A 25,702-nucleotide genomic window follows, 5' to 3' on the forward strand; every position below is an offset into this window, starting at 1 on the left:
AGGATGGTTCGCATGAGTGAGCTGGAGAAGCGGGTGGCGGAGATCGTCGAGCGGTTGGTCGGCGACGGGGTCGAGCGCGGCGTGCAGGTCGCGGTCTATCGGCACGGCGAGCAGGTCGTCGACGTGGTCGCGGGGGAGGCGGACACCGGGCGGCCGGTCACGGCCGACACGCTGTTCCACGTGACCTCGACCGGAAAGGGAGTCACCTCGACCGTCGTGCACACGTTGGTCGAGGACGGTGTCCTGCGGTACGACATGCCGATCGTGGAGCTGTGGCCGGAGTTCGGCGCCAACGGCAAGGACCGGGCGACGCTGCGGGACGCGCTCACCCACTCCGTCGGTGTCCCGGCCGTGCCCGCCGGCACGACGCCGGCCGATCTGTGCGACTGGGCGCGGATGTGCGACCTGATCGCGGGAGCCACGCCGTGGTGGGAGCCCGGCACGCGAACCGGCTATCACCCGCAGACCTTCGGGTACGTCGTCGGCGAGGTCGTGCGGCGGGCCACCGGGAAGCCGATCTCCACGGTGCTCCGGGAGCGGGTGGCCGAGCCGCTGGGCGTCGGTGGCGAGCTCTTCTTCGGCGTACCCGATGAGCGGTTGGGTCGGGTCGCCCGGCACGAGGACGCCGCCGCCATGGCGATCACGCCCGAGCTCGTCAGCGGCGTGCCGTTCTTCCGGGTGCTCGACGGGTGGACCGCCGCGCCGCTGGGTGCGTTGCCGGACGCCGCGTACTGCAACCGGAAGGACGTGCTCTCCGCGGACATCCCGGCGGGCGGCGTCATGTCGGCGCGCGCGGTGGCCCGGATGTACGCCGCCCTGCTCGGACCCGTCGACGGTGTCCGGCTGGTGTCACCGGAGCGGCTCCGGGAGGTCACCGCCGTCGCGGCCGAGGGCACGGACGCCGTGCTCGGCTTCCCGGTGCGGCGTGGGCTCGGGTTCGACCTGGGGTTCCACGGCGCCCTGGACAGCCCGACGCTGTTCGGCATGGCGGGCAGCGGCGGCACCGCCGCCTACGCCGACCCCGCCACCGGGGTGGCACTGGCCGTCGCGAAGAACCGGGTCAGCGCGGGGGACTACAGCACCTTCGAGGCGGTCAGCGCCGTCGTGAGCGCGGGGGAGTGAGCATGAGGGACATCGACGAGTACGTGGCGACCCACCTGACCGGCACGCACGCCGACATCGTGCGGGAGGTGCGGGCGCTGATGGGCCGGCACGCCCCGACGGCCCGCGAGGTGATCAGTCGAGGGTCACCCGCGTGGCAGGGCAACAAGGTGATCGCCATCATCAGCCGCAGCAAGACGCACATCACGCTCGCGTTCGCGCGGGGCGCCGAGTTCGACGACCCGCACGGGCTGCTCGCCGGGGCCGGCACGACGACCCGGCACGTCAAGCTCAAGCGACCGTCCGATGTAGATGACGCCCGGCTGGCCGACTACGTGCGCCAGGCCGTGGCGCTCGACCAGTAGGGTGATCGGCATGGACCCGGACGCCTACGCACGCGAGCTGGCCAGCGAATCCATCGCGGAGGGCGACCCGACGGGCTGGTTCGAGCGGCTCTACACGGCGGCGGCCAGCGGTGCGGCCTCGGTGCCGTGGGACCGCGAGGCGCCGCACAGCCTGCTCGCCGAGTGGGCCGCCCGGTCCGGGGTGTCCGGGGCCGGCCGGCGCGCCCTGGTCGTCGGCGCCGGGCTGGGCCGCGACGCCGAGTTCGTCGCCGGGCTGGGCTTCGACGTGGTCGCGTTCGACATCTCCGCGACGGCGATCGCGTCGGCGAAGGAGCGGCACCCCGATACGTCCGTCGACTACGTCGTGGCCGACCTCTTCGACCTGCCGCGGGAGTGGCGCGGTGCGTTCGACCTGGTCGTGGAGAGCATGACCGTGCAGTCGCTGCCCGATCCACCCCGGCGGACGGCGATCGCGCAGGTCGGCCCGCTGGTCGCTCCGGGCGGGATGCTGCTCGTGATCGCGGCGGGCCGCGACCCGGAGACGGAGTTCGACGGCCCACCCTGGCCACTGACCCGCGACGAGATCGACGCGTTCGCGGTCGACGGGCTGACCATCGACGGCGTCGAGGAGATCCGCCGCCCGAACGACCCGATCTTCGGGTGGCGGGTGGAGCTGCGCCGCTGACGATCCGGACATCCGGGCACGATTCCCCGTGCGACCCGCGGAGTCTGCCACCATGGAAGGCATGGGGGATGTCCTGACGCCGCCCATGATGGACAGGTGGCGCGGCTGGTTGCACCGGCACAGCACCCCCTTCTACGGGCCGAGCAAGCGCAACTCCTGGCTCAGCTGGATCGGTGACGAGCGCATCGCGGTCGGCAGCGTGCCCACCGGCGCCACGCTGCCGCTGCTGCGGCAAGAGGGCATCACCCATGTGATCAACTGCCGGTCGACGACGCAGACCTGGCTCTCGCAGGACCTGGCTGCCGAGCGGGCGCTGTTCGGGCCGACCCGGGTCGTGCACGCGCCGATGTGGGACTTCGGGCAGCCGCAGCATCCCCGGTTGTGGTCGGCGGCGGCGCAGTACGTGTCGCTGGTGCTCACCGACGAGCCCGAGGCCCGCGTCCTCATCCACTGCCACCAGGGGCGCCGGCGGTCGATCCTGCTGACGTACGCCGTGCTGCGGCTGCGTGGGCACGACCCGGACGAGGCGGCGGCGCTGATCGCCACCCACCGGACCGAGGCGGTGCTGGTCCGGGCGTACGCCCGCAGTGTCGAGCGCTGGCTCGCCGACGGCGCCGTCCCGATCGGCCGCCTGCGCGTCCACTGAACCGCGGGAAAGAAAGGGGCCCTTGTGTCAACAAAGGCCCCTTTCTTCGGCTCAGCGGGTTGCCAGTCGGCCTCTGCCGCGGTTCAGCATGGACATCCGGTTACGTGTCGTCCTGCGGCGCATGAGCTGGCCGCTGGCGCCGAGCAGGCCGAACAGGATGATCGCGCCACCGACGATGATGTCGCTCCAGCCAGGCCGCCCTCCGGTCCCGAAGTGCGGGTACCCGAAAGCCCACGGCGACGCCATCATCCAGCCGCCGGCCACCACCGTGACCACGTTGATCAGCGGGTTCGAGCGGTACGCGGACATCCGGACCAGGGCCATGACCGCCACCGCGATGCCGATGACGACACCGTTGAGCACCCCGCCCGCGGTCGATCCGGCCAGCGGGTAGTCGAAGACGAAGCGCGAGATGATCAGCCAGACGCCGGCGATCAAGAGCAGCGCGTTCGGCAGCGAGATCGCTGTCCCCTGTACGCGGTCGGACATGCCCGGTGCGTTCGCCGCGGCGGGCGCGGCCGCGTAGCCGCTATCGGCCATGCGTGGAGTCGAGCCGCCGTCGTCATAGGCGCCGGCGCCGGACTCCATCCGGGCCTGGCCGCCCTGGGTCGCCATCGGCTCGGAGGCATGCCGGCCAGACATCCCGTTGCTGCCGGTCATTCCGTTACCCGACATGCCGTTGCCGGAGGTGCCGTTGCGGTCCGTGACCCCGTCACGAACCGGGTCGTCCGGCCGTGCTCTGCGTGGGTTGGACATTGTTCCTCCAGGTGCGCGTAGTAACTTCTCGCACCCGGCCGACTACCCCCAGCAACGGTCGCAAAACACTGCTAGGTCGGCAGAAAACGGACTTAGTGCTCTGTATCACGTGCTGGGCTGGTCGGCCCAGCGCATGACCGCCCCGATGCCGTGCTCCAAGGGCACTTCATCGGGCCCCACCAGGACCAACGCGGCGTCCGTGCCCGTGATCGCCCGCAGCAGCGCCTGGTCCGCGCGTACCCGGAGCGGGTCCTCGACCCCCACGGCCCGCAGGGTGTCCGCGTCGACCGCGACCAGCGACGGGTCGTCGAGCCCGATGAACAGCGTGTCGGTGGAGGACATGTCGTTGACCAGCAGCACGGTCTCGACCTGCCGGCGCTGGAGCGCCGAGACCACGTCGGCCAGCCCGCTCGCGGCCACGTGCTCGCCGTTCTGGGTGCCGAAGCGGTCGATCGCCTCCTGGGTGTGCCGGTCGGCCACGTCGGCGATCGCCTGGATGGTCACGTCGTCCAGGGCCGCCTCGTCGGCACCCGGTGCCCGCGACCCGGCGTCGGTGCGGACGACCCGCTCCTGCCAGCGCTTGGGCAGTTTCTCGACGAACATCGGCACGGTACGCACGTCGCCGCCGACCACCACGACCTCGGCGCCGACGGCTTCGGCGAGCTCCGCCGTCGCCGCGGCGACGTCACCGGCGTTGCGCTTCCAGATCTCGTCGACGGTGTCGCGGTCGCCGACCCGCGCCTCGCCGCCGGAGTGGGCCTTGTGCAGCGGATACTGCTCGCGGCCGCGCACCTCGCGATCGACCTCGCGCAGCCGGGGCGTGGTGGCCACCGCCATGCCCTCGAGGTCGGCGCCCGAGCGGTCCGCGACGACCCGGACATACGGGATGTCCTCCCCACGGAAGGCGACCAGGGGCATCGCGTGCGGAAGCTCCGTGTACGTGGCCTCCTCGACCGCCGGCGGCGCGTTCATCGGCTCGACCAGCGCGACCCGCCCGGCCCGGGCGAACGCGGCCAGCCCGTACCGGCCCTGCTGGGTGGGGTAGCTGGTCAGCGTGTCACCGATGACGTCGATCGTCGGCTGGTCGGCACCCTGTGCCGCGAGCTTGTCGGCGAGCGCTTGCCAACGCAGCGCGACCTCGTGCTCGGCGTTCTCGTCGCTGCGCGAGGCATCGAGATAGACCGACGCCCAGGGCCCCGGTTGTGCGTAGATCGGCCGCAGGTAGGAGAGATCCATGCCCGGCATCTACCCCCGATGCCCCGGTTCTCACCGCCGGACGAAGGAAGGGCCCCTTGTCAACGCCTGGGAGCGGTGTGAACAAGAGGCCCTTCGCCCGCCGGTCAGTCGGCGGCGGGGGCCGGTTCGGCGTCCACAGTGGTCGGCTTGGTGCCGCCAGAGCCGATCGCCGCGTACACGTCGGGCTGGCTCGTGCGAAGGCGCAGGCCGTAGGCGGCGCCGGCCAGGCCGATCACCACGAACGCCAGCGGGATCGCCCAGGCCAGGGCGCTGTCCGGGGCCACGCCGAGCAGCGCGTCGAAGTTGGCCACCGCTAGGACCACCACGACGGCCAGGGCCACCAGGGCCACGGCCGGTGCGATCAGGCGGGACCAGGTCGACTCGCCGTGGGCGTCGCGGCGGAAGAACAGCAGCACCGCGAGCGCGGTCAGGGTGATCAGGAACAGCACGCCGAGGCCGCCCGAGGTGCCGGCCCAGAAGAACAGGTGCACGGTCGGCTCCCAGCCGCCGATCGCGTACACGACGATGACGACCAGGCCGATCACCGACTGCACGATCGACGCGTTGCGCGGCGCCTGGGTGGCGGCGCTGGTGCGGCCGAGCGCGGCCGGCAGCACCCGCTCGCGGCCCAGGGCGAACATGTAGCGCGCGATCGTATTGTGGAACGAGATCATCGCCGCGGCGACCGAGGTGGCGAACAGCACCTCGCCGATCGTCACCCACGCGTCGCCGAGGTTGGCGCCGGCCAGGCCGAAGATGAGCCCGACACTTTCCTGCTGCGACCGCTCGACGATGGTGTCCGGCCCGGTCGCGACGGTCATCGCCCACGACGCGAACGTGTAGAGCACGGCGGTGGCCGCGACCGCGACGTACGTGGCCGTGCGTACCGTCCGCTTCGGGTCCTTGGCCTCCTCGGAGAACACCACCGACGCCTCGAAGCCGACGAAGCCCAGCAGCGCCAGCACCAGGATCGCGCCGACCCCGTCACCGAACAGGTTGCCCGGGTCGAGCGTCGCGGTGCTGATCGCGCCGCCGGCCGGGCTGCCCAGGTCGGCGAACGAGTACACCAGGATGATCAGCACCTCGGCGCACAGCAGCACGGCGAGCACGATGCCGTTGACGTCGATGCGCAGCACGCCGAGCACCGCGACCACCGCCCAGCAGACCAGCGCGACGACCCACCAGTCGGGGTTGATGCCGAACCACTCGTCGAGCAGCGGGCCGGCGGCCGACCCGATCGCGCCGTAGAGGCCGACCTGGAGCGCGTTGTAGGCGACCAGGGCCACCCACGAGGCGCCGACGCCGGCCGGGCGGCCGACGCCGCGGGCCACGAACGTGTAGAAGGCGCCCGCGTTGGCCAGGTTCCGCGCCATCGCGACGTAGCCGACCGAGAACACCGCCAGCACGAGCCCGACGACCACGAACGCGACCGGGATGCCGGTCAGGCCGGTCGTGGCGAAGCCGGTGGTCACCACGCCGGCGACCACGGTCAGCGGGGTGGCCGCCGACATCACGAAGAAGAGCACGGCGGGTACGCCGAGCCGGCCGGCGGCCAGCGTCCCGGTGGTCTGAGGGGGAGCGGACATGGCAAGGGCCTTCCAGAGTGGACAGCGATCGAGTGGATATTGATCGCCTTCTCGGGCGGCGTCAAGGACAATGATCGGCGTGATGTCCACCGAGGTCGCGGCCATGGTCACCGCCCGTTACGGCCTCGGCGAGGTGCTCGGTCCACCGGTGTACGCGGCGCGGGGCGAGCTCGGTCACATCTGGCGGCTCGAGACGGCGCGTGGCTCGTGGGCGGTCAAGGAGGCGCTGGTCCCGGTGGCCGAGGCCGACGCGGCAGCCGACGTGGCCTACCAGCTCGCCGCCGCCGAGGCCGGGGTGCCGTTGCCGCTGCCCGTGCGCACCACCGACGGCCAGGTGACGGTGAGTGGTCCCGGCGCGGTGTTGCGGGTCTACGAATGGGTCGACCTCGACCTGGCCGCGGGCGAGCCGACGCCGGCCGAGCTCGGCGCGATGCTGGCCCGGCTGCACCAGGTCGCGCACCCGGCCCGCGGCCCGGTCGTGCCGTGGTTCGCCGACCCGTTGGGCGCACCGGCGTGGCACGAGCTGGCGGCGACCGCCGACCACACGCCCTGGGGGGCCGCGCTGGCCGCGCACCTAGGTGACCTGATCGCCCTCGACGCGCTGGTCCGCCCGCCCGACCCCGCCCGCGTGACCACCTGCCACCGCGACTTCCACGGCGAGAACGTGCGGCGCACCGTCCACGGCAAGCCGGTCGTGCTCGACTGGGAGAACAGCGGCCCGGCGCAGCCCGAGCGGGAGCTGGCGGGGCTGCTCTGGGACCTGGGAGACGGTGCGGCGGAGGCGGCGAAGGCCTATGGCGGCGCCGCACTGGAGCCCGCGGACTTCTCGATGGCGATCGTCGTGCAGGCGCACCTGCTCCAGTTCTACGGCCGGCGCGCGCTCGACCCCGCCGAGTCGGCGGACAACCGGTCGCGGGCGGAGGCGCGTCTGGCGACCATGCTCGCGCGGCCGCTGACCCCGGCCGCCGTCGACGCCCTCGTGAACTGAGCCGCGGCCGCCCGGGACCCCGATGTCCCGAGCGGCCGCGACTGGCACTGGAGAGATCAGCCGATCGAGAGCCGCAGGTCGACGTCGGCCTTGTCGACGAACGCCACCCGCTGGCCGAACTGGATCTCGACGTACGTCTTGTCGCCCTGGATCACCGTCCAGTCGCCCGGTGAGGTGCCCGCGAACGTCGTCGCCCGGTAGTACTGGCCCGGCAGCACCGCGCCGACCGCGTAGCGCTGTCCGGCCGAGAACGTGTACTGCAGCGGCGAGATCGCCTGGACCGGCACGCCGGCCGGGTACGCCTCCGCCTCCGGGTAGGCCCGCCCGTACACCGGGATCGTGGCCTTGCCCTTCTTCGGCACCGCGACGAGGCCGAGCTGCCAGTTGGCGGTCGGCGCCGAGCGCGGGTTGAGGAACCAGCCCTTCTGGCCGAGGTACCAGACCGCCGTCCAGTCACCCTGCCGGTCGGCCAGCGCGAACGTCTGGCCCGCCGAGGCGCGCGCACCGTGGTCGGAGATGTGCATCGTGGACGGTGAGCCGTCCGGGTGCAGCCCGAGGTCGGTGAGCAGCGGCGCGTCGACCGACGGCTCGGTGCGCAGGACCACCGCGGACGAGCCGTGCGGGGTGCACGGCACGCCGGCCGTGACGCAGCCGGTGAACGCGGGCTGGTTGGCGGCGTAGTCCGGGTCGATCTGCACCAGCCCGGTCAGCGAGGTGCCGGTGGACCACAACGGCGCGCCGAGCAGGTCGAAGTAGTGCGACCAGTCCCAGTACGGACCCGGGTCCCAGTGCATGCCGCGGACCGTCGCGGCGGTCGTGCCTGGCACGGTGTCGTGGCCGAGGATGTGCTGGCGGTTGAGCGGCACGTCGAAGCGCTTGGCCAGGTAGCGGACCAGCTTGGCCGAGGAGCGGTAGAGCGCCTCGGTGTACCAGCTTCCGTCGGCGGCGAAGCCCTCGTGCTCGAGGCCGACCGAACGCGCGTTGACGTCCCAGTTGCCGGCGTGCCAGGCGACGTCCTTGGTCTTGACGTGCTGGGCGATCTGGCCGTCGACCGAGCGCAGCGTGTAGTGCCAGCTCACGTACGTCGGGTCCTGCACCAGGTTGAGCGTCGTGGCGTAGGAGCCCTCGGTGTCGTGGATGACGATGTACTCGATCTTCTGCCGCTTCGGCCGCTCGGACAGGTCGTGGTTGCCGTAGGCGCCGGGTGTCGACCCGTACTGCTCGTACGGTGCCGGGATCCACTCGCAGGCCACGGTCACCGGGCACTCCAGCCCGTCGGGCCGTGCCGTCTCGCGCAGGCCGAGCCGGTCGGCCTGGGCTCGCTGGGGCGCCACCGACCGCCCCTCGAGCTTCACCGCCTGGCCGTCGTCGGTGGTGCGCGCGGCACCGTCGCGGATGGTCGCGTAGACCTCGTCGGCGAATGCCGTCGCCGCCTCCGTGGTCTCGGCGCCGGAGTAGCGGGCCACGGCGCCGTACCAGGCGGCCGGGTCGCTGCCCGCACCGGCCGGCGCGCCGAGCGCCCGCTGGTAGTCGGCGAGCAGGGCGGCCCCGCCGCGGATGTTGGCGGCCGGGTCGGTGCGCAGCGTGTCCTTCGCGGCGCCGGTCAGCGCGGCCGCCTGGTCGAGGGTCTGCAACGCTTCGGCCGCCGGTGCCGGGTCGGCGGCCTGCGCGGTGGCGGGTGGGAGCGGCCGGCTCTCGTCGCCGCGCGGGTCGTCGGACGCGCCGTCGTGGGAGTGCGGCAGCGCCTTGACTGCCGCCGCGTCCGTGAGGTGCATCGGGCCGAAGCCGCCGCTGGTGCTCGGCCGGCCGGCGTTGTCGTTCCAGAGGGACTCCAGATAGGACACGCCGAGCAGGACGCTCTCGGGCACGCCGAACTCGGCCGCCGCGGCCGCGTACACCTGCTGGCGGTCGACCGGTGCGGCGCTGGCCGGCGGCGGACCGATTAGGGTGAGTCCCGCGGCCGTGAGGGTCGCCGCGGTCAGATAGCTGAGGGTTCGTCGCATCCTGCGCCTCCCGGGATTGCCTCGGGTCACCTTCCTCCATCGATGAAGACCGCGTCAATAGGCGCCACGTCGTACGCGCGTTTCGTAAGTAAGTTTCATCGCTAGGCTGCGTACGTGCACCCACTGCCCCCGGAACCGCTGACCGTCGCCGCCGGCCAGGCCACCTGTGTCTCCCTCGACGTGACCGCCAACGTGGCCACCGCCGCCGCGCTCGTCCGGCAGGCCGCCGGCGCAGCCGTGCTCGTGCTTCCGGAGCTCTTCCTGACCGGGTACGAACTGGCGGCGCTGCGCTCGCACGCGCTGGAGCCCGACGACGACCGCCTCGATCCCCTGGCCAAGGCGTGCGCCGAGACCGGCACGGCGGTCGTGGTCGGCGCGCCGGTTGTCGACGCGGGCCGCGCGCACATCTCGGCCCTGGTGTTCGACCGGTCCGGCGGTCTCGTGGGCCGCTATGACAAGCAGCGCCCGACCGCCACGGAACGAGTCGCGGGCGCCACGGCCGGCGCGCACGGCTGCACTGTGGAGGTCGACGGCTGGCGGCTCGGCCTCGGCATCTGCGCCGACACGGGATTCCCCGAGCATGCCCGCGCCGCCGCCCTCGACGGCTGCCACGCGTACGTCGTCGGCGCGCTGTTCAGCCCGGGCCGCAGCGCGCACCGGCGAGCCACCCAACTGCCGGCGCGGGCACAGGACAACACCGTCTACACCGTGCTGGCCAACCACAGCGGCCGCAGCGGGCCGCTGGTCGGCTGTGGTGGCAGCGCGATCTGGAACCCGGACGGCACCCTGCTCACGGACGCCGGCGCCACCGAGCCGGCGCTGGCGATCGGTCGCCTCGACCCGGAGGTGCTGGCCCTGGCGCGCGCCGACCACCCGGTCCTCAACGAGGACGGCATCGGCACGCCGGAACGCGAACGGCGCACTTTGGTCGTCTAGGCACCGGCCGTCGCGGCACCGTCCGCCGTTCGGTCCTGCTCAGGCTGGGAGCCGGTTGACCAGGGTGAGCATGGCTTCGACGACGCGTTCGGGGTTGTAGCAGGTGCCGGCATACAGCGTGTCGCCGGACCGGCGGGCGAAGGCCGCGCTGCCGTAGCGGCTGCCGACGAACAGGACGGCGCGCTCCGAGATCAGCGGGTCGTCGTCGGTCAGGGGGATGCCGCGGATCCGGTTGCCGAGGTTGCGCGCGGCGCCGGTGCCGAGGACGAAGACGTCGATGCCCCTGCTGGTGAGGTACGTGTGGCGGATGCGGGACTCGTCGTCGTAGTCGCCGTCGCCGAGGTTGACCGCGAGGATCGCCGGGCTCGTCGTCTGGGTGGCCTGGTTCTCGATGTGGCTGACCATCGACGCGAACAGGTCCTCGGTGGTCGCGTGCACGTCGACGGTCGGGGCGAGCAGGTCGAACGGGGTGCTGTGGGCGACCGTACGCGGCGTGACCCGGGCAAGCGCCAGGTCCGAGCGGTGGACGTGGTCGGGCAGCGGCCCGGGACGCCCGAACAGGTAGCCCTGGCCCAGGGTGGCGCCCATCGAGCGCGCGACCGCGACGTGCTCGGGGCGTTCGATCCCTTCGGCGAGGATCTGCGCGTCGCGGCGGTGCGCCTCGTCCAACACCGCGGTGACGACCTGGGAGACGGCCCACGAGCTCGAACGCGACTGGATGATCGACCGGTCGAGCTTGATGATGTCCGGATTGATCAGTGGCATCGCGGCCAGGCTCCCGGGCTCGACCCCGATGTCGTCGAGCGCGATCCGCGCTCTCCGGCGCCGGGCGTCCAGGACCGCCTCCATGAGCGCGGCAGGCTCACGCATCACGGACTGCTCGGTGATCTCGAGGACGACATCGTGCTCGTCGGTGAGGCTGTGGTAGCCCGCGACGAGCTCTTCGGGCGGGTCCGTGGCGAGGGTGTCGGGATTCAGGTTGACGAACAGGGCCAGGTCCGGCAGGTTGCCTTCCCGGTAGGCGCGCCCGGCCTGCGCGGCGCACAGCCAGTCCAGCTCCGCGGAGAGGCCGGCCCGGGCGGCGGCCGCGAACAGCGCCGGCGCCGCGTGGAACGGGCCGGCCGGGCCTCGGGCGAGTGCCTCGAACCCGACGGGCAGCTCGTCCGCCAGCGCGACCACCGGCTGGAAGACCGGTTCGACCAGCCGCCGCGCGAGGATCATGTCGATCCCGGCGTCGGCGGCAAACCGCAGGTCATAGCCCACGCGCACCCCCGTCAAGCCCATGATCAGGTCGTATTTCCAATCCGTAACCGGGCAAACCGGCTGGATCGGAATGGGGAATCGAGGTGGCTGTGACGTGAGCCGGCTTACAAACCGCGAAACGACCGAACCTCCGCGGCACGGCTCGCATCCTGTGGTCATGATTGCTGACCAGACGCTCGACGCGGCCGCGAACGCCTTTCGCGAAGGCGCCGACCTGCTCGCCGACGCGGCCCCGAACGGCCGTTTCGAGACCGCCCCGCACGGAACCGCCCTGCTGTTCACCGGAACGCCGATTCCGCTGCTGAACGCCGTTCTCAGCCTCGGTCGCGAACCCGATGCCGCCGAGATCGCCGCCCTCGCGGACCGGACGGCCTCGTACACCGCCCAGCGGTTGCCCTGGACCATCCGGCTGCGCGGCTCGGCGACCGCCGAGGTCACCGCCGTCGCCGCCGGCCACGGGCTGACCGGGCGGACCGAGTCCCGCATGATGGTGCTGCCCTTGACCACGGATCCGGGGCCGGGGACCGCGCGGGTGCTGTCGGGTGCGGAGTACGAGACGTTCGCCAACGTGCTGGGTGCGGCGTTCGGTGCGCCACCGCAGATCGTCTCGGGCCTCTACAACGCCGCGACCCTGGACCGTCCGGAGTTCGACGCGTACGTCCTGGAGTCGAACGGCACGCCGCGAACGGTTGGGTTGGCGGTGCGCACCGGCGACTTCCTCTACCTGGCCAACATCGCGACCGATCCCGAGCACCGGCGGCGGGGTCACGCCCTGGCCTTGACCAACGCGATGCTCCGCGACGGACGGGCGGCCGGCGCGCGCACGGCGTTCCTGCACTCGGCCGACGACACGGTGCCGCTGTTCTCGCGGGCGGGCTTCCGAGCGGTCGAAACCTGGACCACCTTCGCCGCGGCCTGATGTTCGTTTTCGGCCGCGGTGGGTAGTTCCGTCTGCACACCCGAGACGAACGGAGGACGCTGTGGCGACACGTACGCAGTTCCATGTCGTGCCTGACGGCGGTGGCTGGAAGGTCGAGCACGGGTCGGCTGTGGACAGCACGCACGCCAACAAGGAACAGGCGGTCGACGCCGGGCGCAAGGCGGCCAAGAGCCGGCAGCCGAGCCAGCTCGTCGTCCACACGACGGACGGCAAGATCGAGACCGAGTACACGTACCAGGACGACCCGTTCCCACCCGCGGGCTGACGCGGAACGAGGCGCCGGTCGGGGGACCGGCGCCTCGTGGTGTCAGGACCGTGTAGGACCGCACCGCCTCGTCCACCGGCAGCTCGTGGGACACGATCTTCGACGGCGTCTCCTCGCCCCGGATGGTCAGGTCGCGCAGGTCGCCGCTCAGCCCAGACCGGGCGTTTGGTTACCGCCAGGTCGGGCAAGTCGTGAGCAGGAGCTTCCGTGCGGAAGGGGACCAGGAACCGTGACCGACCAAGAGCACGAGCCACAGCAGCAGCCGCCGGGTCTGCTCACCGAGATGCGCAGCAAGCCCGACCACGGTGAGGACAGCTACCGGGGCAGCGGTCGCCTGGAGGGCAAGAGGGCGGTCATCACCGGCGGCGACAGTGGCATCGGCCGGGCGGCCGCGATCGCGTTCGCCCGGGAGGGTGCCGACGTCCTGATCGCCTATCTGGACGAGGACGACGACGCCCGGGGGACCGCGAAGCTGGTCGAGGAGGCGGGACGCAAGGCGGTCCTCGTCCCCGGCAACCTCGCCGACCGGGAACACTGCCGCGAGGTCGTCGACCGCGCCGTCGCCGAGCTCGGTGGGATCGACGTGCTGGTCAACAACGCCGCGTACCAGATGACTCACGAGACCGTCGAAGAGGTCTCCGACGAGGAGTGGCTGCACACCTTCGACGTCAACATCACCGCGATGTTCCGGCTCGTCCAGGCCGCGCTGCCGCACATGGGCGCCGGCGGGTCGATCATCAACACCAGTTCGATCAACTACGACAGCCCCAAACCCACGCTGCTGCCGTACGCGACGACGAAGGGTGCGATCGCGAACTTCACCGCGGGTCTGGCGCAGATGCTGGGGGAGCGGGGCATCCGCGTGAACGCCGTCGCACCCGGCCCGATCTGGACGCCGCTGATCCCGTCGACGATGCCGCCGGAGCAGGTGGCCGAGTTCGGGAAGAACACGCCGCTGGGCCGGGCGGGTCAGCCCCGCGAGCTCGCGCCGGTCTACGTGCTGCTCGCCTCCGACGAGGCCAGCTACATCTCCGGAGCCGTCGTGCCGGTCACCGGCGGCAAACCCATCCTCTAACGGTCAGGAGCGCATCATGCCAGCGGGTTCGAGCCCGAAACGGGAACGGCAGTACGAGCACATCAAGGAGAGCGTGCAGAAGCGCGGCGGGTCGTCCGGCCGGGCCGAGGAGATCGCCGCCCGTACGGTCAACAAGGAACGCGCCCGCGCCGGAGAGTCCCGCACGGCCAGCCGCAGCTCGGTCAAGGACGTCTCGTCGGCCCACCGCGGCGGCAAGCGGTCACACAGCGGAGCACAGGGCCGCACGAAGGAGCAGCTCTACAACGAGGCCAGGAAGCGCAACATCCAGGGCCGCTCGTCGATGACCAAGGCCGAGCTGGAGCGCGCCCTGTCCCGCTGAGCCACGCCACCTTTGCGCCGGTCCTTCACGATGGGCGTGTGAAGGTGGGCGAGGTGCTGGGCGTCGCGGCGCTGGTCGTATTCGTGCTGCTCGGGATCGTCGAGCGTCGGCACGTGCTCGCCGTGCTCCACACCAGGATCATCAGCGTCTGGGACGCGATCGAGCCGTTCGTCGTCGCCGAGCGCGCGCTGGGCTTGCCGGCGGGCAACAGGCTCCTGTGCCACCTCGAAGCGATGGCCCGGTTGGCGAAGGTGACCCCGGAAGCGGTGGTCGACGACCTGCTCACGGGGAAGCAGACCGAGGTTCCCGCCTGGCGGGAGCTGGACCGCTCCGCCGAGCGGAAGGGCTGGCTCGGCCTTACGGTCCACGTCGGTCATCGTGAGTGGCGCGTCGGCTGACTCAGAGCTTGGTCAGCTTCTGCATCGCGTCGTTGTAGCGCGCGCCGGCCACGCCGAGGCGGGTCGCGGCGTCGTCGAGGGCCGCTGTGTCGGCTGCTGGCAGCTCGAGCCGGGTCGCGCCGATGTTCTCGTCGAGGCGTTCCAGCCGTCGCGTGCCCGGGATCGGCACCAGTGACGGGCGGCGGGCGAGCAGCCAGGCCAGGGCGACCTGGGCCGGCGTCGCGTCCAGGGCGCCCGCCACCCGCCTGACCAGGTCGACGAGAGCCTCGTTGGCGGCCCGGTTCTCCGCGCTGAAGCGCGGGATCGTCGTGCGGATGTCGTCCGAGGCGAACTCGGTCGTGCTGCCGACCGCGCCGGTGAGGAAGCCTCGGCCCAGCGGGCTGAACGGCACCAGGCCGATGCCGAGCTCGTCGAGCGTCGGCAGGATCTCGGACTCGATGCCGCGGGTCCACAGCGAGTACTCGCTCTGCAACGCGGCGACCGGATGCACGGCGTGGGCGCGCCGGATCGTGCCGGCGGCCGCTTCGGACAGTCCGAAGTGGGCGACCTTGCCCGCCGCCACCAGCTCGGCGACGGTGCCGGCGACGTCTTCGATGGGCACGGCGGGATCGACCCGGTGCTGATAGAACAGGTCGATCCGCTCGGTGCGCAGCCGCCGAAGCGAGGCCTCGGCGACCCGGCGGATCTGCTCGGGCCGGCTGTCGACGCCGACGGCCTGGCCGTCCTGGATGTCCCACCCGAACTTGGTGGCGATGACGACCTGGTCGCGCACCGGTTCGAGGGCCTCGCCCAGCAGCTCCTCGTTGACGTAAGGCCCATAGACTTCGGCGGTCTCGAAGAAGGTGACACCGTGCTCGACCGCACCGCGCAGGACGCCGATCATGTCCTTCCGATCGCCGGGATTCGGGCCGTAGCCCTCGCTCATGCCCATGCAACCGAGACCGAGTGCGGAAACCTCCAAGCCCCGCCCGAGCGTACGAGTGTGCATGTGGCCTCCTTCGGTGTGGAACCAACCGCACCCGTCGCGCGCCAGAGGGGTGTGACGGTGTCGTGACTACAGGCAGTGTTTCCGCCGCGGAGGATGTCGTCCAGGAGGTTTTCGTCGCATCGCTGCCGGAGGCGGCGGCGGCGATCGGTCGGGAAGCGGTCGCCGTCCGCGACGGGCTGGCGAGGCTGCGGCCGCGACACCGGGCGGCGGTCTTCCTGCGCTACTACCTCGATCTGTCCGAGGCGGACATCGCCGACACGCTCGGCTGTCGACCGGGCACGGTCAAGTCGCTGCTGCACCGCGCGTACGCCGCACAGAGGGAGCACCTCGATGACTGCTGACAGCCGGGTACGCCGGGGGGTACGGGAGCTGGCCGACGCGGTGCCCGTACCGGAGATCGGCGCGGCGGGTCTGCGGGCCGCGGCGAAAGCTCGTAGGCCGTCGTCGGGCCGGTGGCTGCCCGTGCTTGCCGCGGTCGCGACCGCGCCGGCGGTGCTCGCGAGGGGCGTCAGGTGGCGTGCTCAGCGGTCGAGAAGAGACTTGATGCCGTGACGTCGCAGCAGGTCGGGCAGGGGGTCCGGGGTGAGGTGCCGGCGTCTCGGGCGCCAGATGCGTCCGACGCCGATCGACGAGTTGGGTCCTGGCACGTCGTAGGGGCCGCCTCGGGGAAAGACCAGCAACGTGCTTCCGAACGGGCCGGAGTCCTCCCAGCCCATGCGGTCGATCTCGCTCCACGCGTAGGACCGCCGCAGCCCGCCGCGGGCCTGGATCAGCAGCCCTTCGTCGTCGCCGAGCACGGCGTTGCGCCGCCGGGTGACCGCGACGACGAGGGCCGCACCAACCAGGCCCACCACGGACGAGGCGACGAAACGGAACCCGACCGCGACGACGACCGGGACGATCGCCGCCGCACCGGGGATCGCGATGGGCGCCGGGCAGCGCGGCTCTACCCGGCGCTACTCCCGTACCACCGGTCGAGTTCAGCGGCATAGCGCACCGCGTCGTAGTCGTCCTCCAGCAGCGCCACATAGTCCAGGATCTGCCGAGCCTCTTCGGTGCCCAATGCCGCGAGGTAGTCCTTCGTCCGCGCCACCCCTGCGCCGAGCAGCATCTGGCCGTCCAGGGACGCGGTGGCGTCCATGCTGGTCGCGCGGGCGCGATCGATCAGCAGCACGTCCTCGACGACGCCCGCGTGCCAGAGCTGGGCCGCGCAGATGCGCATCAGGTCCGTGTTGCCGCCCGCACCGCCTCGTCCGGCGTACGCGTCGGCCTCGCGCCGGGTCTCGCGGACGAGGAGGTCGCGAACCGCGGGGAGCTGAGCGGCGGCGACGCGCAAACCATAGGCGGCGAAGTACTCGTCGGCGACGCGCTCGTCGTTGTCCGGCTGCACGCGACCTTTCTAGCAGTGCGGACCGCCGTTTGCGCCGTGTGACCCGGGGTATGACATCCGGCCCGGGTCGAGGACGACGACGAGCGCGGACACGAATGGTCGGACAGCACCGGCCGCACCATGGCCGCGAATCTGGTGACCGTCGCGACCGCGCTCCAGCAACACCCGTTCGGCACGCCAGCAAGCTGACCAGAGAGAGGAACCGATGTCGACCGACGCGATCGTGCTGCTCAAGGAAGACCACAAGGAGATCAAGAAGCTGTTCAAGGCGTTCCAGGACGCCGACACACCGAAGCAACGCGGTGCCGTGGTCGAGAAGATCATCGAAGAGCTGACCGTCCACACGTACCTCGAGAACGAGTGCATGTATCCCGAGACCCGCCAGCTCCTGCCGGACCTCGAGGACGACGTGCTGGAGTCCTACGAGGAGCATCACGTCGCCGACGTGCTCTGCATCGAGCTGTCCTCGATGTCGCCGGACGACGAGCGCTTCGAGGCCAAGACGACGGTGCTGATCGAGAACGTCACGCACCACATCGAGGAAGAGGAGCAGGAGTGGTTCCCGAAGGTCCGTGACGGCCTCGGGCGCGCGAAGCTACAGGAGATCGGCGCGCGGATGCTGGAGCTCAAGGAGAAGGCGCCGCGCAAGCCGAGCCAGCCGGGCGCGTTGAAGAAGGCGATCGACGCCCTGACCGCATGACCGACCCACGACCGCCCCAGGCGCTCAGGCCACCACGAGCGCCTGGGGCGCCGCCGACTTCATCCGGGTACGCAACCACGACAGCTGCACCGACGTCTGCCCCTCACAGGCACCGACCACCGCGGCGAGGTCGTCGTCACGCAGTCCCGCGGCCGCCTGGCCGAGCACGGTCCAGGTGATGTCGGCGTAGGACGCCATGAGATAGAGGTCGTGCAGGTCGCGCAGCAGGCCGAGCCCACCGGTGCGCGTCCCGGCGAACAGGTCGGCGTGCAACCGCGCCGGCTCGGCCGGCGCCTCCTCCGAGTAGCGCGAGACGAACGGCGCCAACCGCTCCACGTGGCCGTCGCACTGCGCGGCGAGCCGCCCGGCGATGTGGAACACGTCGGCCTCGTCCGCGTGGGCCTCGGCCATCTGCCGGTACGCGTCGGCGAGGTTCCCCTCGGCCCGGTGCAGCAGCCCGAGATAGTGCGCCACGTGCATCTCAGTCCTCCGTCCGGGTGACGCGTACGGCCGCCGTCTTGAACAGCGGCTGTTTCGACACCGGATCCCAGGCGGTCATCGTCAGCTCGTTGGCCGCGCGCCCGTCCGGCTCACCACCGGTGTCCCACCATCCATAGTGGAACGGGATGAACACCACGCCGGGGCGTACGCCGGTGAGCCGCGCCGGTGCCGTGACCGCGCCGCGCGGCGACTCGATCCGCACCCGATCACCGTCGGCGATGCCGTCGGCGTCCGAGGGGTGCAGCTCGACCCAGACGTCCGGCGCCGCCTCGTTGAGCTCCGGCGCCCGCCCCGTCTTGGTCCGGGTGTGGAAGTGGTAGACGCTCCGACCGGTCGTGAGTCGCAGCGGATAGTCGTCGCTCGGCACCTCGGGCGACGGCTGGTACTCCGCCGGATGCAGGAACGCCCGCCCGCCCGGCTGCTTGGCCCGGTACTCGTCGCCCGTGTGCTCGGCCCCGGTCACCAGGTCCTGGCCGTACGTCTCGCAGTACTCGGGGTCGGTGTTGAACGTCCCGTCGGTGTAGAGCCGCTCCGTGCCGTCCGGTGCCGCGTCGGTGCACGGCCACTGGACTCCGCTGCCACCGCGCAGCTTCGCGTAGGAGAGGCCGGAGTAGTCACACGGCCGGCCCCGGGAGCACTCCCGCCACGCGTCGAAGACCTCTTCGGGGGTACGCCACGGCAGCAGCGGCCGGCCGTCGCGATCGCGGAAGTCCATCCGGCGGGCGTAGTCGAGGAAGATGTCCAGGTCCGCGCGGGCCTCGCCGGGCGGGTCGACGGCCTGGTCCGAGAGGTGCACGGTGCGGTCGGCGTTGGTGAACGTCCCGGTCTTCTCACCCCAGGTAGCCGCGGGCAGCACCACGTCGGCGAACTCGGCGGTCTCGGTCAGGAACAGGTCCTGCACGACGAGGAACAGCGCTTCCTGGGAGAGGATCCGGCGGATCCGGGCCAGGTCGGGCAGGCTGACCGCCGGGTTGGTGGCGCTGACCCAGAGGAACTGGAGCGAGCCCTGCTCGGCGTACCGGAAGATCTGCATGGCGTGGGTCGGCGGTGACCAGGTCGGGATGATCCGCTGGTCGACGTTCCAGAGCCGGGCGAGCTGGCCGACGTGCTCCGGGTTGGCCCAGTTGCGGAAGCCGGGCAGGTCCCCGTCGGCGCCGCACTCCCGGTTGTTCTGGGCGGTCGGCTGCCCGTTCATCTGCAGCACGCCGGCGCCGGGATGGCCGATCATCGCGCGGACCAGGTGCAGGTTGTTGACCTGGATCGCCGCGGCGCTGGCCTGGTTGGACTGGTAGAAGCCCTGCAGGACGGTGGAGAGCAGCCGGTCGGCGCCGCCGAGGAGCTCCGCGGCGCGGTGCAGGTCCCGGGTCTCGACGGCGCAGATCTCCGCCACCTTCTCCAGTGGGTACGCGTCGACGGTCCGGGTCAGGGCCTCGAAGCCCTGGGTGTGGGCGGCCACGTACGACTGGTCGTACCATCCTTTGTGGATGATCTCCCGCAGCAGGCCGTTGAGCAGTGCGACGTTGGTGCCCGGGCGCATGGCGAGGTGCACGTCGGCCTCGCGGGCCACCGGCGTCTCGCGCGGGTCGACGGCCAGCATCGCCGGCGGGCTGGTGCCGCGGCGGCGGTCGAGCATCCGGCTCCAGAGCATGGTCTGCGTGGCGGCGACGTTGTGGCCCCACAGGGCGATCGCGTCGCAGTGGTCGACGTCGGTGTACGAGCCGGGCTGCCCGTCGGTGCCGAACGTGGCCTTCAACGAGGAGGCGGCGGTCGCCGTGCACAGCCGGGTGTTGCCGTCCATGTGCGGCGTGCCGATGCCCGCCTTGCCGATGACGGCGAGCGCGTAGTACTCCTCGAGGAAGAGCTGACCGGAGGAGTAGAAGCCGAACCGGCCCCAGCCGCCCGGCCCGCCGAGCAGTTCCTTGGAGCGGTCGACGACCCGGCCCATCGCGGTGTCCCAGTCGGTCTCGACCAGCCGGCCACGCTCGCGGACCAGCGGCCGGGTCAGCCGGTCCGCGCTGTTGTTCGCCTGCCAGCCGTAGAGGTCCTTCGGACCGAGCCGCCCGCGGTTGACCCGGTCGACGGCGCGGCCCCGTACGCCGGCGATCCGGCCGTCCTTCACCGCGATGTCCATGGCGTCGCCGTTGGAGTGCAGCAGCGACGCCGACTGGGCCCAGCGGTCGACGTCCGCCTCGGACAGGCCGTCGGCGAGGTGGACGTCGACCCGCTCGGGCCACTCCGCACCGGGTCCGTAGGGCGTGCGCTCGCCCCACGGATCGGCGATCCGGTCGGTGGTCACTTCTCGCCGAGCTTCCGGGCCAGCTCGTCGCGGCCCATCTTGGAGCGTCCGGGCAGGTCACGGCGCTTGGCCAGCTCGTAGAGCTCGGCGCGCGTCTTGGGGGTGCTGCCGCCGGTGCGCTTGCGCGCCGCGACGGCGGCGCCCTGCTTGCCCAGCGCGGTGCGGGTCTCGGCCGGCATCTTCGAAATCGACTTCTTGGCTCGCGCCCCGGCCTGGGCCTTGCGCACGTTGGACCGGGCGGCCTTGGTCTGCTTCGTAGTAGCCATAGGTGCGCTTTACCCGCTCGACCGGCTTGAACACATGCGGGGTCAAGGGGCTGGTGGGAGCCGTGGGCCGACGGTGGCCCTGGCGTCGTTGGCATGAAACGACGTGCGGGTGGGCAATGCCGGTTCGGCGTGCGTGGCGTCGCATGCGTGCGGAGCCGATTGGGAAGACTAGGACTTATGAAGCGGACCGGGTGGTTGGCCAGCATGGTGGTCTCGGCGGTCGTGCTCACCGGGTGTGGCGGTCCCGGCGGTCGTGAGGACGCCGCGACGGCTGTGGCGGTCCGGTTCCTGGAGGCGGTCGACGGGAAGGACGGCGAAGGCGCCTGCGCGACGCTGGCTCCGGAGACGCTCGCCGACGTCGAGAAGTCGGCGGACGCGCCCTGCGCCCAGGCGATCCTCGACGAGGACCTGCCAGGACCGGGGAAGGTCATGACAACGAACGTGTACGGGCAATGGGCGCAGGTCCGGATGGACAACGACACGGTCTTCCTCGCCGTCTTCCCGGGCCAGTGGCGGGTCGTCGCGGCCGGCTGCCAGCCGCGCGGTGACCGCCCGTACGACTGCGCCGTCCAGGGAGACTGAGATGCGAGTGCTGTTCACGACGCTGCTCGTGTTCGTGACGCTCGGGCTGGCGTACATCATCGTCCTGGGGGTGCTGCACCGGTGAAGCGCTTCCTGAAGGAGAACTCGCTCGGACTGACCTTCGGCATCCTCTTCCTGATCGTGCTGGTCGGCCAGGCGTTCGCGGGTCACGCGCAGTTCAACCAGGAGCAGGTCACCGAGGGGTTGCCGCCCATCTCGGTCGGCCGCTACGTCACGTCGGCCAGCTTCGGGGTCGACGTCGCGGAGAACTGGCAGTCGGAGTACCTCCAGTTCTTCCTCTACATCTTCCTGACGGTCTGGCTGGTGCAGAAGGGATCGCCGGAGTCCAAACCCGTGCACCAGGCCGGCCAGGAGTCCGACGAGGACCAGAAGGTGGGAGAGCACGCCGGCCCCGACGCCCCGAAGTGGGCGCGAGCCCCTGGTTTGCGGCAGGCCATCTTCTCCAGCTCGCTCGGCCTGGTGATGGGTACGATTTTCCTCGGCTCGTGGGTGGCGCAGTCCATCGCCGGCGTGGCCGCGTTCAACGAGGAGCAGCTGAGCAAGCTCCAGGACACCGTCTCGTGGGGCGGCTACCTGATCCAGCCGGACTTCTGGAACCGCACGCTCCAGAACTGGCAGTCCGAACTGCTGGCCGTCGCCTCGATGGCGGTGCTGAGCATCTACCTGCGTCAGCGTGGATCCCCGGAGTCCAAGCCGGTCGGCTCGGCGCACACGACGACGGGCGTCGAGGGCTGAGTCGCTGGTCGGCGGTCAGCCGGCCCGGAAGTGAGGACGGCCGGGGCGGCGACGGTGCCGCCCCGGCCGTGACCAGGGGTGGTGCGGGTCAGGCGACTGCCGCAGGGAATCGTTCCCAGACCCGGTGGTTCGCGAGCAACGTGGACACCGCCGTGCGGGTCTCGGCCCCGGACTCGGTGGTGACGACGCCGGCGGTGCCGGTGACGCCGGCCAGGTCGAGGACCTCGCGGCCCCGGTCCCATGCGCCGATCGCCTTGGCGTGTCGCCAGCTTTCGTCGACCAGGAGCCGGACCCGCGGATCGACGAGGGTCGGCCCCGGAGCGCCGGCCTTGTCGTCGCGGGCCGGCACGGCGTCCGGTGCGGGTGGCGGCGCCGTGGCCAGCAGCAGGGCGTCGAACTCGACCGAGCGGGCGGTCGCGAACGTGCGCTGGACCGGCAGGTCACCCACCATGCCGCCGTGCGGCGCGATCACCAGCGGCACCATGCCGGCGGCGAACACCTCCCGGCGTACGAGGGCGACGGCCCCGAGGTCCGCCTCGGAGTCGACCATGATGCCGATGATCCGCCCGTCCGGCGGCCACTGCTTGCCCACCTGGGACAGCGCCGGGCTGGGCTCCACCGTCGCCAGCGGCACGGTCGGGTCCGGCACCGGCAGGCCCAGCGCGGTGGCGACCTCGGCGCACAGCACGGGGTCGACGTTGGCCAGGCACCGCAGCTGCCGTTCCTTGATCGCCTGCTCGTAGCACTTGCCGAGCTCGAACGCGTACGCGCGGATGATGTGTTCCTTCTCCACCGGCGACATGCTCTGCCAGAACAGCCGGACCTGGCTGTAGTGGTCGTCGAACGACACCGGGTTGGCGCGCACCTTGGGTGCCTCGGCGACGGTCACCGGCACGTCGACGAAGGCGTTGTCGTCCTCGCCGGCCGGGAACGGGTTGCCTCCGTCGAGCGAGTTCGGCCGGTAGGGCGCCACGCCGGAGTGCACGGCCTGCTGGTGGAAGCCGTCGCGGAGCATGTCGTTGACCGGCGCGTGCGGCCGGTTGATCGGGATCTGCGAGAAGTTCGGCCCGGCCAGCCGGGTGAGCTGCGTGTCCAGGTAGGAGAAGAGCCGACCCTGCAGCAGCGGGTCGTTGGTCACGTCGATGCCGGGCGGCAGGTGGCCCAGGTGGAACGCCACCTGCTCGGTCTCCGCGAAGAAGTCGCTCGGCACCCGGTTGAGCACCAGCCGGCCCACCGGCTGCACCTCCGCGAGCTCTTCCGGCACCAGCTTGGTCGGGTCGAGCAGGTCGATCCCGGCGAAGGTCTCGTCCGGGGTGTCCGGGAACAGCTGCAGCCCGAGCTCCCATTCCGGGAAGGCGCCGGCCTCGATCGCGTCGTAGAGGTCGCGGCGGTGGAAGTCCGGGTCGACGCCACCGGCGATCTGCGCCTCTTCCCAGGTCAGCGAGTGCACACCGAGCTTGGGCTTCCAGTGGAACTTGGCCAGCGTCGTCTCGCCGGCCTCGTTGACCAGCCGGAACGTGTGGACACCGAAGCCCTCCATCGTCCGGTACGAGCGGGGGATGCCCCGGTCCGACATGTTCCAGATCGTGTGGTGCTGCGCCTCGGTGTGCAGGGAGACGAAGTCCCAGAAGGTGTCGTGCGCGCTCTGCGCCTGCGGGATCTCCCGGTCCGGATGCGGTTTGCCGGCATGGATGATGTCGGGGAACTTGATCGCGTCCTGGATGAAGAAGACCGGGATGTTGTTGCCGACCAGGTCGAACGTGCCCTCGTCGGTGTAGAACTTCGTGGCGAAGCCCCGGGTGTCGCGGACGGTGTCGGCCGAGCCCCGCGAGCCGAGCACGGTGGAGAACCGCACGAACACCGGCGTCTGGATGCCCTCGGCCAGGAAACCGGCCCGGGTCACGTTGGCGGCGCCTCCGTAGCCGGTGAAGACGCCGTGCGCGCCGGCGCCCCGGGCGTGCACGACCCGCTCGGGGATCCGCTCGTGGTCGAAGTGCGTGATCTTCTCGCGGAAGTGGTGGTCCTGCATCAGGATCGGCCCGCGCGGCCCGGCCTTCAGGGAATGGTCGGTGTCGCGCAGGCGCGCGCCCTGCGAGGTGGTCAGGAACGCGCCGTGCTGCGCGTTCCTCGTGGGCGGGCCACCGTTGTCGACCCCGGTCGGGGTGCGGTTCTCGGGCGTGCCGTGCTCGTGCTTGGGTGGCAACGGATCGTGCGGCTCGGTGGGCTCGTCGACCGGCGGCGGTGCGCTGCTCGGCGCGCCCGGCACCTTGTCGGTGAGCGCTTCGGCGACCTTGGCCGCCGCAGCCTCCACGACAGACTTGACGGCCTCGGCGGGTTTGCGCGCTTCCATCAGATTGAGCCCCTTTGTTTGCGCTTTGCTCGACCGGAGCGGGCTACCCCCGTTCTGGGCGGGTAAACGGGCGCCAGGGGGCACGCGGGGTGTCTGGTGGACGGCGTCGATGTCCGGCTCGCGGCGGTCACCGTGAGCGAGGTGGGCGCCGCCGCGCGGGCCGCGGAGGCGGCACGCCCTCTTCGCGCAGGACCACCCGGTTCAACCCGGCGATCGCCAGCGACGAGGCCACCGTGCGGCCCGGGTTGACCAGTCGCAGCGGGATGCCGCGGTGCCAGGCGACGCGGTAGGCCTCGGCGAACACGCTGATCGCGCCCGCGTCGACGAAGGGCACGTCTCGCAGGTCGACGGTCACGCCCCCTTGGGCGTTGCGGCAGCACGACAGCAGCGTGGGCCGCAGCTCGTCGACGTTGTCATGGTCCACCTCGCCACGCACCGCGAGCCGCGTCACACCGTCCTGGTGGCTCAGGGCGAGCGCGAGGGTGCGCTGGTGTGGTGTCTCGTCGGTCCCGCTCGGGTACGGCCGCACGGCGTCGGTCAGCAGACCGGACCGCAACCACTCCAGCGTGCGTGCCAGCAGCCGGGACACGTGCATCTGGGAGATGCCCATCTTCCGTGCGATCTGCGCCTGGCTCTGGTTGCCGAAGAACCGCAGCGCGAGGATCTGCCGCTCCCGGGCGGGCAGCTGGGTGATCAGCTCACGGACGGTCTGCAGGTCGTCGACCTGTTCGAGATCGTGGTCGGGTGCGCCGATCAGGTCGCCGACTTCTTCGGTCCGCTCCTCGCCGCCGAGTCCCGCCGGGCGGTTCAGCGACCGTGCCCGGTAGGCCTGCCGGGCCCGCAACGCGAGCTCGAGCTCGTCCGGCGGCACCTCGAGCCGATCCGCCAGCTCGCCGCGCGTCGGCGACCGCGCCAGTTCGCCGGTCAGGTCGTCGATCGCCTTGAACAGCTCCAGGGCCAGCTCCTGGACGCCGCGCGGCACGTGGATGTCCCAGGACACGTCGCGGAAGTAACGGCGTAGCTCGCCGCGCACGGTGCTGGCGGCGTATCCGGTGAAGGATCCCCGTTCGGCCACCAGCCCATTGACGGCCTTGACCATTCCCAGCCTGGCGACCTGTCGCAGGTCCTCGATCGGTTCACCGCGGTGGTCGAACCATCGTGCCATCCGGTCGGCCATCGGCAGTGCCTGCCGCCAGAGTTGGGAACGCCGCGCTTCGACGTCCTGGCCGGAGATCTTCGCCTGCGCATAGCGGCGCGCCAGCTCGTCGAGCGGCGGGTCGGTCGCGTTCGCTCGGCGCACCGTCATGCGAT

Annotated in this window: 28 protein-coding genes; 15 read left to right on the forward strand and 13 right to left on the reverse strand. The window is 71.5% G+C overall.

Annotated features, from left to right (window positions below; translation table 11 throughout):
- Nucleotides 1-12: 12 nt before the first annotated feature.
- From AB0J88_RS06805 to AB0J88_RS06820, 4 genes are all read left to right on the forward strand, one after another.
- Nucleotides 13-1,122: a serine hydrolase domain-containing protein gene (locus tag AB0J88_RS06805; RefSeq protein ID WP_364356231.1), complete on the forward strand. Its 1,110-nt coding sequence runs from the start codon at nt 13-15 to the stop codon at nt 1,120-1,122.
- Nucleotides 1,123-1,124: 2 nt separating this feature from the next.
- Complete coding sequence (locus tag AB0J88_RS06810) at nt 1,125-1,466, forward strand: DUF1801 domain-containing protein (protein WP_364356228.1); 342 nt, start codon at nt 1,125-1,127, stop codon at nt 1,464-1,466.
- Nucleotides 1,467-1,476: 10 nt separating this feature from the next.
- Complete coding sequence (locus AB0J88_RS06815; protein ID WP_364356225.1) at nt 1,477-2,130, forward strand: class I SAM-dependent methyltransferase; 654 nt, start codon at nt 1,477-1,479, stop codon at nt 2,128-2,130.
- Nucleotides 2,131-2,191: 61 nt separating this feature from the next.
- On the forward strand, nt 2,192-2,776 hold the full coding sequence (locus AB0J88_RS06820; RefSeq protein WP_364356222.1) for a hypothetical protein: 585 nt from the start codon (nt 2,192-2,194) through the stop codon (nt 2,774-2,776).
- 51 nt (nt 2,777-2,827) lie between these two features.
- Here AB0J88_RS06820 and AB0J88_RS06825 read toward each other — a convergent pair whose 3' ends face one another.
- The 3 genes from AB0J88_RS06825 to AB0J88_RS06835 all read right to left on the reverse strand — a co-directional run bounded on the left by AB0J88_RS06825 (nt 2,828) and on the right by AB0J88_RS06835 (nt 6,354).
- Nucleotides 2,828-3,532: an SPW repeat protein gene (locus tag AB0J88_RS06825; RefSeq protein ID WP_364356219.1), complete on the reverse strand. Its 705-nt coding sequence runs from the start codon at nt 3,530-3,532 to the stop codon at nt 2,828-2,830.
- 105 nt (nt 3,533-3,637) lie between these two features.
- Complete coding sequence (locus tag AB0J88_RS06830; RefSeq protein ID WP_364356216.1) at nt 3,638-4,768, reverse strand: peptide chain release factor 1; 1,131 nt, start codon at nt 4,766-4,768, stop codon at nt 3,638-3,640.
- 104 nt (nt 4,769-4,872) lie between these two features.
- Nucleotides 4,873-6,354: an APC family permease gene (locus AB0J88_RS06835; RefSeq protein ID WP_364356213.1), complete on the reverse strand. Its 1,482-nt coding sequence runs from the start codon at nt 6,352-6,354 to the stop codon at nt 4,873-4,875.
- Between the two features lie 82 nt (nt 6,355-6,436).
- Between AB0J88_RS06835 and AB0J88_RS06840 the strand changes: the two genes are divergently transcribed.
- Nucleotides 6,437-7,342: a phosphotransferase gene (locus AB0J88_RS06840; RefSeq protein ID WP_364356210.1), complete on the forward strand. Its 906-nt coding sequence runs from the start codon at nt 6,437-6,439 to the stop codon at nt 7,340-7,342.
- A gap of 56 nt (nt 7,343-7,398) precedes the next feature.
- On the opposite strand, the gene AB0J88_RS06845 is transcribed toward AB0J88_RS06840, so the two are convergent.
- The gene (locus AB0J88_RS06845; protein WP_364356207.1) at nt 7,399-9,345 is read right to left on the reverse strand and encodes an N-acetylmuramoyl-L-alanine amidase; all 1,947 of its coding nucleotides are present in this window, start codon (nt 9,343-9,345) and stop codon (nt 7,399-7,401) included.
- A gap of 114 nt (nt 9,346-9,459) precedes the next feature.
- On the opposite strand from AB0J88_RS06845, the gene AB0J88_RS06850 reads away from it, so the two are divergent.
- Nucleotides 9,460-10,281, forward strand: a complete 822-nt coding sequence (locus tag AB0J88_RS06850) for a carbon-nitrogen hydrolase family protein (RefSeq protein ID WP_364356204.1) — start codon at nt 9,460-9,462, stop codon at nt 10,279-10,281.
- A gap of 39 nt (nt 10,282-10,320) precedes the next feature.
- Here the strand turns inward: AB0J88_RS06850 and AB0J88_RS06855 are convergent, their stop codons facing one another.
- Complete coding sequence (locus tag AB0J88_RS06855; protein ID WP_364356201.1) at nt 10,321-11,565, reverse strand: EAL domain-containing protein; 1,245 nt, start codon at nt 11,563-11,565, stop codon at nt 10,321-10,323.
- 136 nt (nt 11,566-11,701) lie between these two features.
- Between AB0J88_RS06855 and AB0J88_RS06860 the strand changes: the two genes are divergently transcribed.
- The 5 genes from AB0J88_RS06860 (at nt 11,702) to AB0J88_RS06880 (ending at nt 14,562) form a co-directional block, all read left to right on the forward strand.
- Complete coding sequence (locus AB0J88_RS06860; protein ID WP_364356198.1) at nt 11,702-12,463, forward strand: GNAT family N-acetyltransferase; 762 nt, start codon at nt 11,702-11,704, stop codon at nt 12,461-12,463.
- A 61-nt stretch (nt 12,464-12,524) separates the two neighbouring features.
- Entirely contained in the window at nt 12,525-12,749 is a 225-nt protein-coding gene (locus AB0J88_RS06865; RefSeq protein ID WP_364356195.1) for a DUF2188 domain-containing protein, read from the forward strand.
- Between the two features lie 283 nt (nt 12,750-13,032).
- Nucleotides 13,033-13,824, forward strand: a complete 792-nt coding sequence (locus tag AB0J88_RS06870; RefSeq protein WP_364356702.1) for a glucose 1-dehydrogenase — start codon at nt 13,033-13,035, stop codon at nt 13,822-13,824.
- A gap of 16 nt (nt 13,825-13,840) precedes the next feature.
- A complete protein-coding gene (locus AB0J88_RS06875; RefSeq protein WP_364356192.1) occupies nt 13,841-14,164 on the forward strand; it encodes a plasmid stabilization protein in 324 nt (107 codons plus the stop codon).
- A gap of 38 nt (nt 14,165-14,202) precedes the next feature.
- Nucleotides 14,203-14,562 carry a hypothetical protein gene (locus AB0J88_RS06880; RefSeq protein ID WP_364356189.1) on the forward strand — a complete coding sequence of 120 codons (360 nt, stop codon included), beginning with the start codon at nt 14,203-14,205 and terminating at the stop codon, nt 14,560-14,562.
- Nucleotide 14,563: 1 nt separating this feature from the next.
- On the opposite strand, the gene AB0J88_RS06885 is transcribed toward AB0J88_RS06880, so the two are convergent.
- A complete protein-coding gene (locus tag AB0J88_RS06885) occupies nt 14,564-15,550 on the reverse strand; it encodes an aldo/keto reductase (RefSeq protein WP_364356186.1) in 987 nt (328 codons plus the stop codon).
- 62 nt (nt 15,551-15,612) lie between these two features.
- On the opposite strand from AB0J88_RS06885, the gene AB0J88_RS06890 reads away from it, so the two are divergent.
- Nucleotides 15,613-15,891 carry a sigma factor-like helix-turn-helix DNA-binding protein gene (locus tag AB0J88_RS06890; RefSeq protein WP_364356183.1) on the forward strand — a complete coding sequence of 93 codons (279 nt, stop codon included), beginning with the start codon at nt 15,613-15,615 and terminating at the stop codon, nt 15,889-15,891.
- 180 nt (nt 15,892-16,071) lie between these two features.
- Here the strand turns inward: AB0J88_RS06890 and AB0J88_RS06895 are convergent, their stop codons facing one another.
- Both AB0J88_RS06895 and AB0J88_RS06900 read right to left on the reverse strand, forming a co-directional pair.
- Nucleotides 16,072-16,401: a hypothetical protein gene (locus AB0J88_RS06895; protein WP_364356180.1), complete on the reverse strand. Its 330-nt coding sequence runs from the start codon at nt 16,399-16,401 to the stop codon at nt 16,072-16,074.
- Nucleotides 16,402-16,496: 95 nt separating this feature from the next.
- The gene (locus tag AB0J88_RS06900; RefSeq protein WP_364356177.1) at nt 16,497-16,940 is read right to left on the reverse strand and encodes a hypothetical protein; all 444 of its coding nucleotides are present in this window, start codon (nt 16,938-16,940) and stop codon (nt 16,497-16,499) included.
- A 205-nt stretch (nt 16,941-17,145) separates the two neighbouring features.
- On the opposite strand from AB0J88_RS06900, the gene AB0J88_RS06905 reads away from it, so the two are divergent.
- On the forward strand, nt 17,146-17,640 hold the full coding sequence (locus AB0J88_RS06905) for a hemerythrin domain-containing protein (RefSeq protein ID WP_364356174.1): 495 nt from the start codon (nt 17,146-17,148) through the stop codon (nt 17,638-17,640).
- 24 nt (nt 17,641-17,664) lie between these two features.
- Here the strand turns inward: AB0J88_RS06905 and AB0J88_RS06910 are convergent, their stop codons facing one another.
- Genes AB0J88_RS06910 through AB0J88_RS06920 form a run of 3 tightly spaced genes read right to left on the reverse strand, consistent with a single transcriptional unit; the run spans nt 17,665 to nt 20,703 of the window.
- Nucleotides 17,665-18,120 carry a hypothetical protein gene (locus tag AB0J88_RS06910; protein WP_364356171.1) on the reverse strand — a complete coding sequence of 152 codons (456 nt, stop codon included), beginning with the start codon at nt 18,118-18,120 and terminating at the stop codon, nt 17,665-17,667.
- Between the two features lies 1 nt (nt 18,121).
- Entirely contained in the window at nt 18,122-20,437 is a 2,316-nt protein-coding gene (locus AB0J88_RS06915) for a molybdopterin oxidoreductase family protein (protein ID WP_364356168.1), read from the reverse strand.
- The gene (locus tag AB0J88_RS06920; RefSeq protein ID WP_364356165.1) at nt 20,434-20,703 is read right to left on the reverse strand and encodes a hypothetical protein; all 270 of its coding nucleotides are present in this window, start codon (nt 20,701-20,703) and stop codon (nt 20,434-20,436) included. Before AB0J88_RS06920 ends, AB0J88_RS06915 begins: the two co-directional genes overlap by 4 nt.
- 177 nt (nt 20,704-20,880) lie before the next feature.
- On the opposite strand from AB0J88_RS06920, the gene AB0J88_RS06925 reads away from it, so the two are divergent.
- Nucleotides 20,881-21,285 carry a hypothetical protein gene (locus AB0J88_RS06925; RefSeq protein ID WP_364356162.1) on the forward strand — a complete coding sequence of 135 codons (405 nt, stop codon included), beginning with the start codon at nt 20,881-20,883 and terminating at the stop codon, nt 21,283-21,285.
- 81 nt (nt 21,286-21,366) lie between these two features.
- A complete protein-coding gene (locus tag AB0J88_RS06930; protein ID WP_364356160.1) occupies nt 21,367-22,041 on the forward strand; it encodes a DUF6766 family protein in 675 nt (224 codons plus the stop codon).
- An 88-nt stretch (nt 22,042-22,129) separates the two neighbouring features.
- Here the strand turns inward: AB0J88_RS06930 and AB0J88_RS06935 are convergent, their stop codons facing one another.
- Both AB0J88_RS06935 and AB0J88_RS06940 read right to left on the reverse strand, forming a co-directional pair.
- Entirely contained in the window at nt 22,130-24,391 is a 2,262-nt protein-coding gene (locus AB0J88_RS06935) for a catalase (protein WP_364356157.1), read from the reverse strand.
- 127 nt (nt 24,392-24,518) lie between these two features.
- Nucleotides 24,519-25,697: a sigma-70 family RNA polymerase sigma factor gene (locus AB0J88_RS06940; RefSeq protein ID WP_364356154.1), complete on the reverse strand. Its 1,179-nt coding sequence runs from the start codon at nt 25,695-25,697 to the stop codon at nt 24,519-24,521.
- Nucleotides 25,698-25,702 lie beyond the last annotated feature (5 nt).

The organism is Asanoa sp. NPDC049475, assembly GCF_040676915.1.
GTDB lineage: Bacteria > Actinomycetota > Actinomycetes > Mycobacteriales > Micromonosporaceae > Asanoa.

Coding starts and splice junctions, on each gene's coding strand:
- AB0J88_RS06925 (WP_364356162.1), top strand. CDS start 20,881: ATGAAGCGGACCGGGTGGTTGGCCAGCATGGTGGTCTCGGCGGTCGTG.
- AB0J88_RS06810 (WP_364356228.1), top strand. CDS start 1,125: ATGAGGGACATCGACGAGTACGTGGCGACCCACCTGACCGGCACGCAC.
- AB0J88_RS06840 (WP_364356210.1), top strand. CDS start 6,437: ATGTCCACCGAGGTCGCGGCCATGGTCACCGCCCGTTACGGCCTCGGC.
- AB0J88_RS06825 (WP_364356219.1), bottom strand. CDS start 3,532: ATGTCCAACCCACGCAGAGCACGGCCGGACGACCCGGTTCGTGACGGG.
- AB0J88_RS06885 (WP_364356186.1), bottom strand. CDS start 15,550: ATGCACACTCGTACGCTCGGGCGGGGCTTGGAGGTTTCCGCACTCGGT.
- AB0J88_RS06910 (WP_364356171.1), bottom strand. CDS start 18,120: ATGCACGTGGCGCACTATCTCGGGCTGCTGCACCGGGCCGAGGGGAAC.
- AB0J88_RS06805 (WP_364356231.1), top strand. CDS start 13: ATGAGTGAGCTGGAGAAGCGGGTGGCGGAGATCGTCGAGCGGTTGGTC.
- AB0J88_RS06920 (WP_364356165.1), bottom strand. CDS start 20,703: ATGGCTACTACGAAGCAGACCAAGGCCGCCCGGTCCAACGTGCGCAAG.
- AB0J88_RS06820 (WP_364356222.1), top strand. CDS start 2,192: ATGGGGGATGTCCTGACGCCGCCCATGATGGACAGGTGGCGCGGCTGG.
- AB0J88_RS06935 (WP_364356157.1), bottom strand. CDS start 24,391: ATGGAAGCGCGCAAACCCGCCGAGGCCGTCAAGTCTGTCGTGGAGGCT.
- AB0J88_RS06905 (WP_364356174.1), top strand. CDS start 17,146: ATGTCGACCGACGCGATCGTGCTGCTCAAGGAAGACCACAAGGAGATC.
- AB0J88_RS06870 (WP_364356702.1), top strand. CDS start 13,033: ATGCGCAGCAAGCCCGACCACGGTGAGGACAGCTACCGGGGCAGCGGT.
- AB0J88_RS06875 (WP_364356192.1), top strand. CDS start 13,841: ATGCCAGCGGGTTCGAGCCCGAAACGGGAACGGCAGTACGAGCACATC.
- AB0J88_RS06860 (WP_364356198.1), top strand. CDS start 11,702: ATGATTGCTGACCAGACGCTCGACGCGGCCGCGAACGCCTTTCGCGAA.
- AB0J88_RS06855 (WP_364356201.1), bottom strand. CDS start 11,565: ATGGGCTTGACGGGGGTGCGCGTGGGCTATGACCTGCGGTTTGCCGCC.
- AB0J88_RS06815 (WP_364356225.1), top strand. CDS start 1,477: ATGGACCCGGACGCCTACGCACGCGAGCTGGCCAGCGAATCCATCGCG.
- AB0J88_RS06835 (WP_364356213.1), bottom strand. CDS start 6,354: ATGTCCGCTCCCCCTCAGACCACCGGGACGCTGGCCGCCGGCCGGCTC.
- AB0J88_RS06845 (WP_364356207.1), bottom strand. CDS start 9,345: ATGCGACGAACCCTCAGCTATCTGACCGCGGCGACCCTCACGGCCGCG.
- AB0J88_RS06830 (WP_364356216.1), bottom strand. CDS start 4,768: ATGGATCTCTCCTACCTGCGGCCGATCTACGCACAACCGGGGCCCTGG.
- AB0J88_RS06940 (WP_364356154.1), bottom strand. CDS start 25,697: ATGACGGTGCGCCGAGCGAACGCGACCGACCCGCCGCTCGACGAGCTG.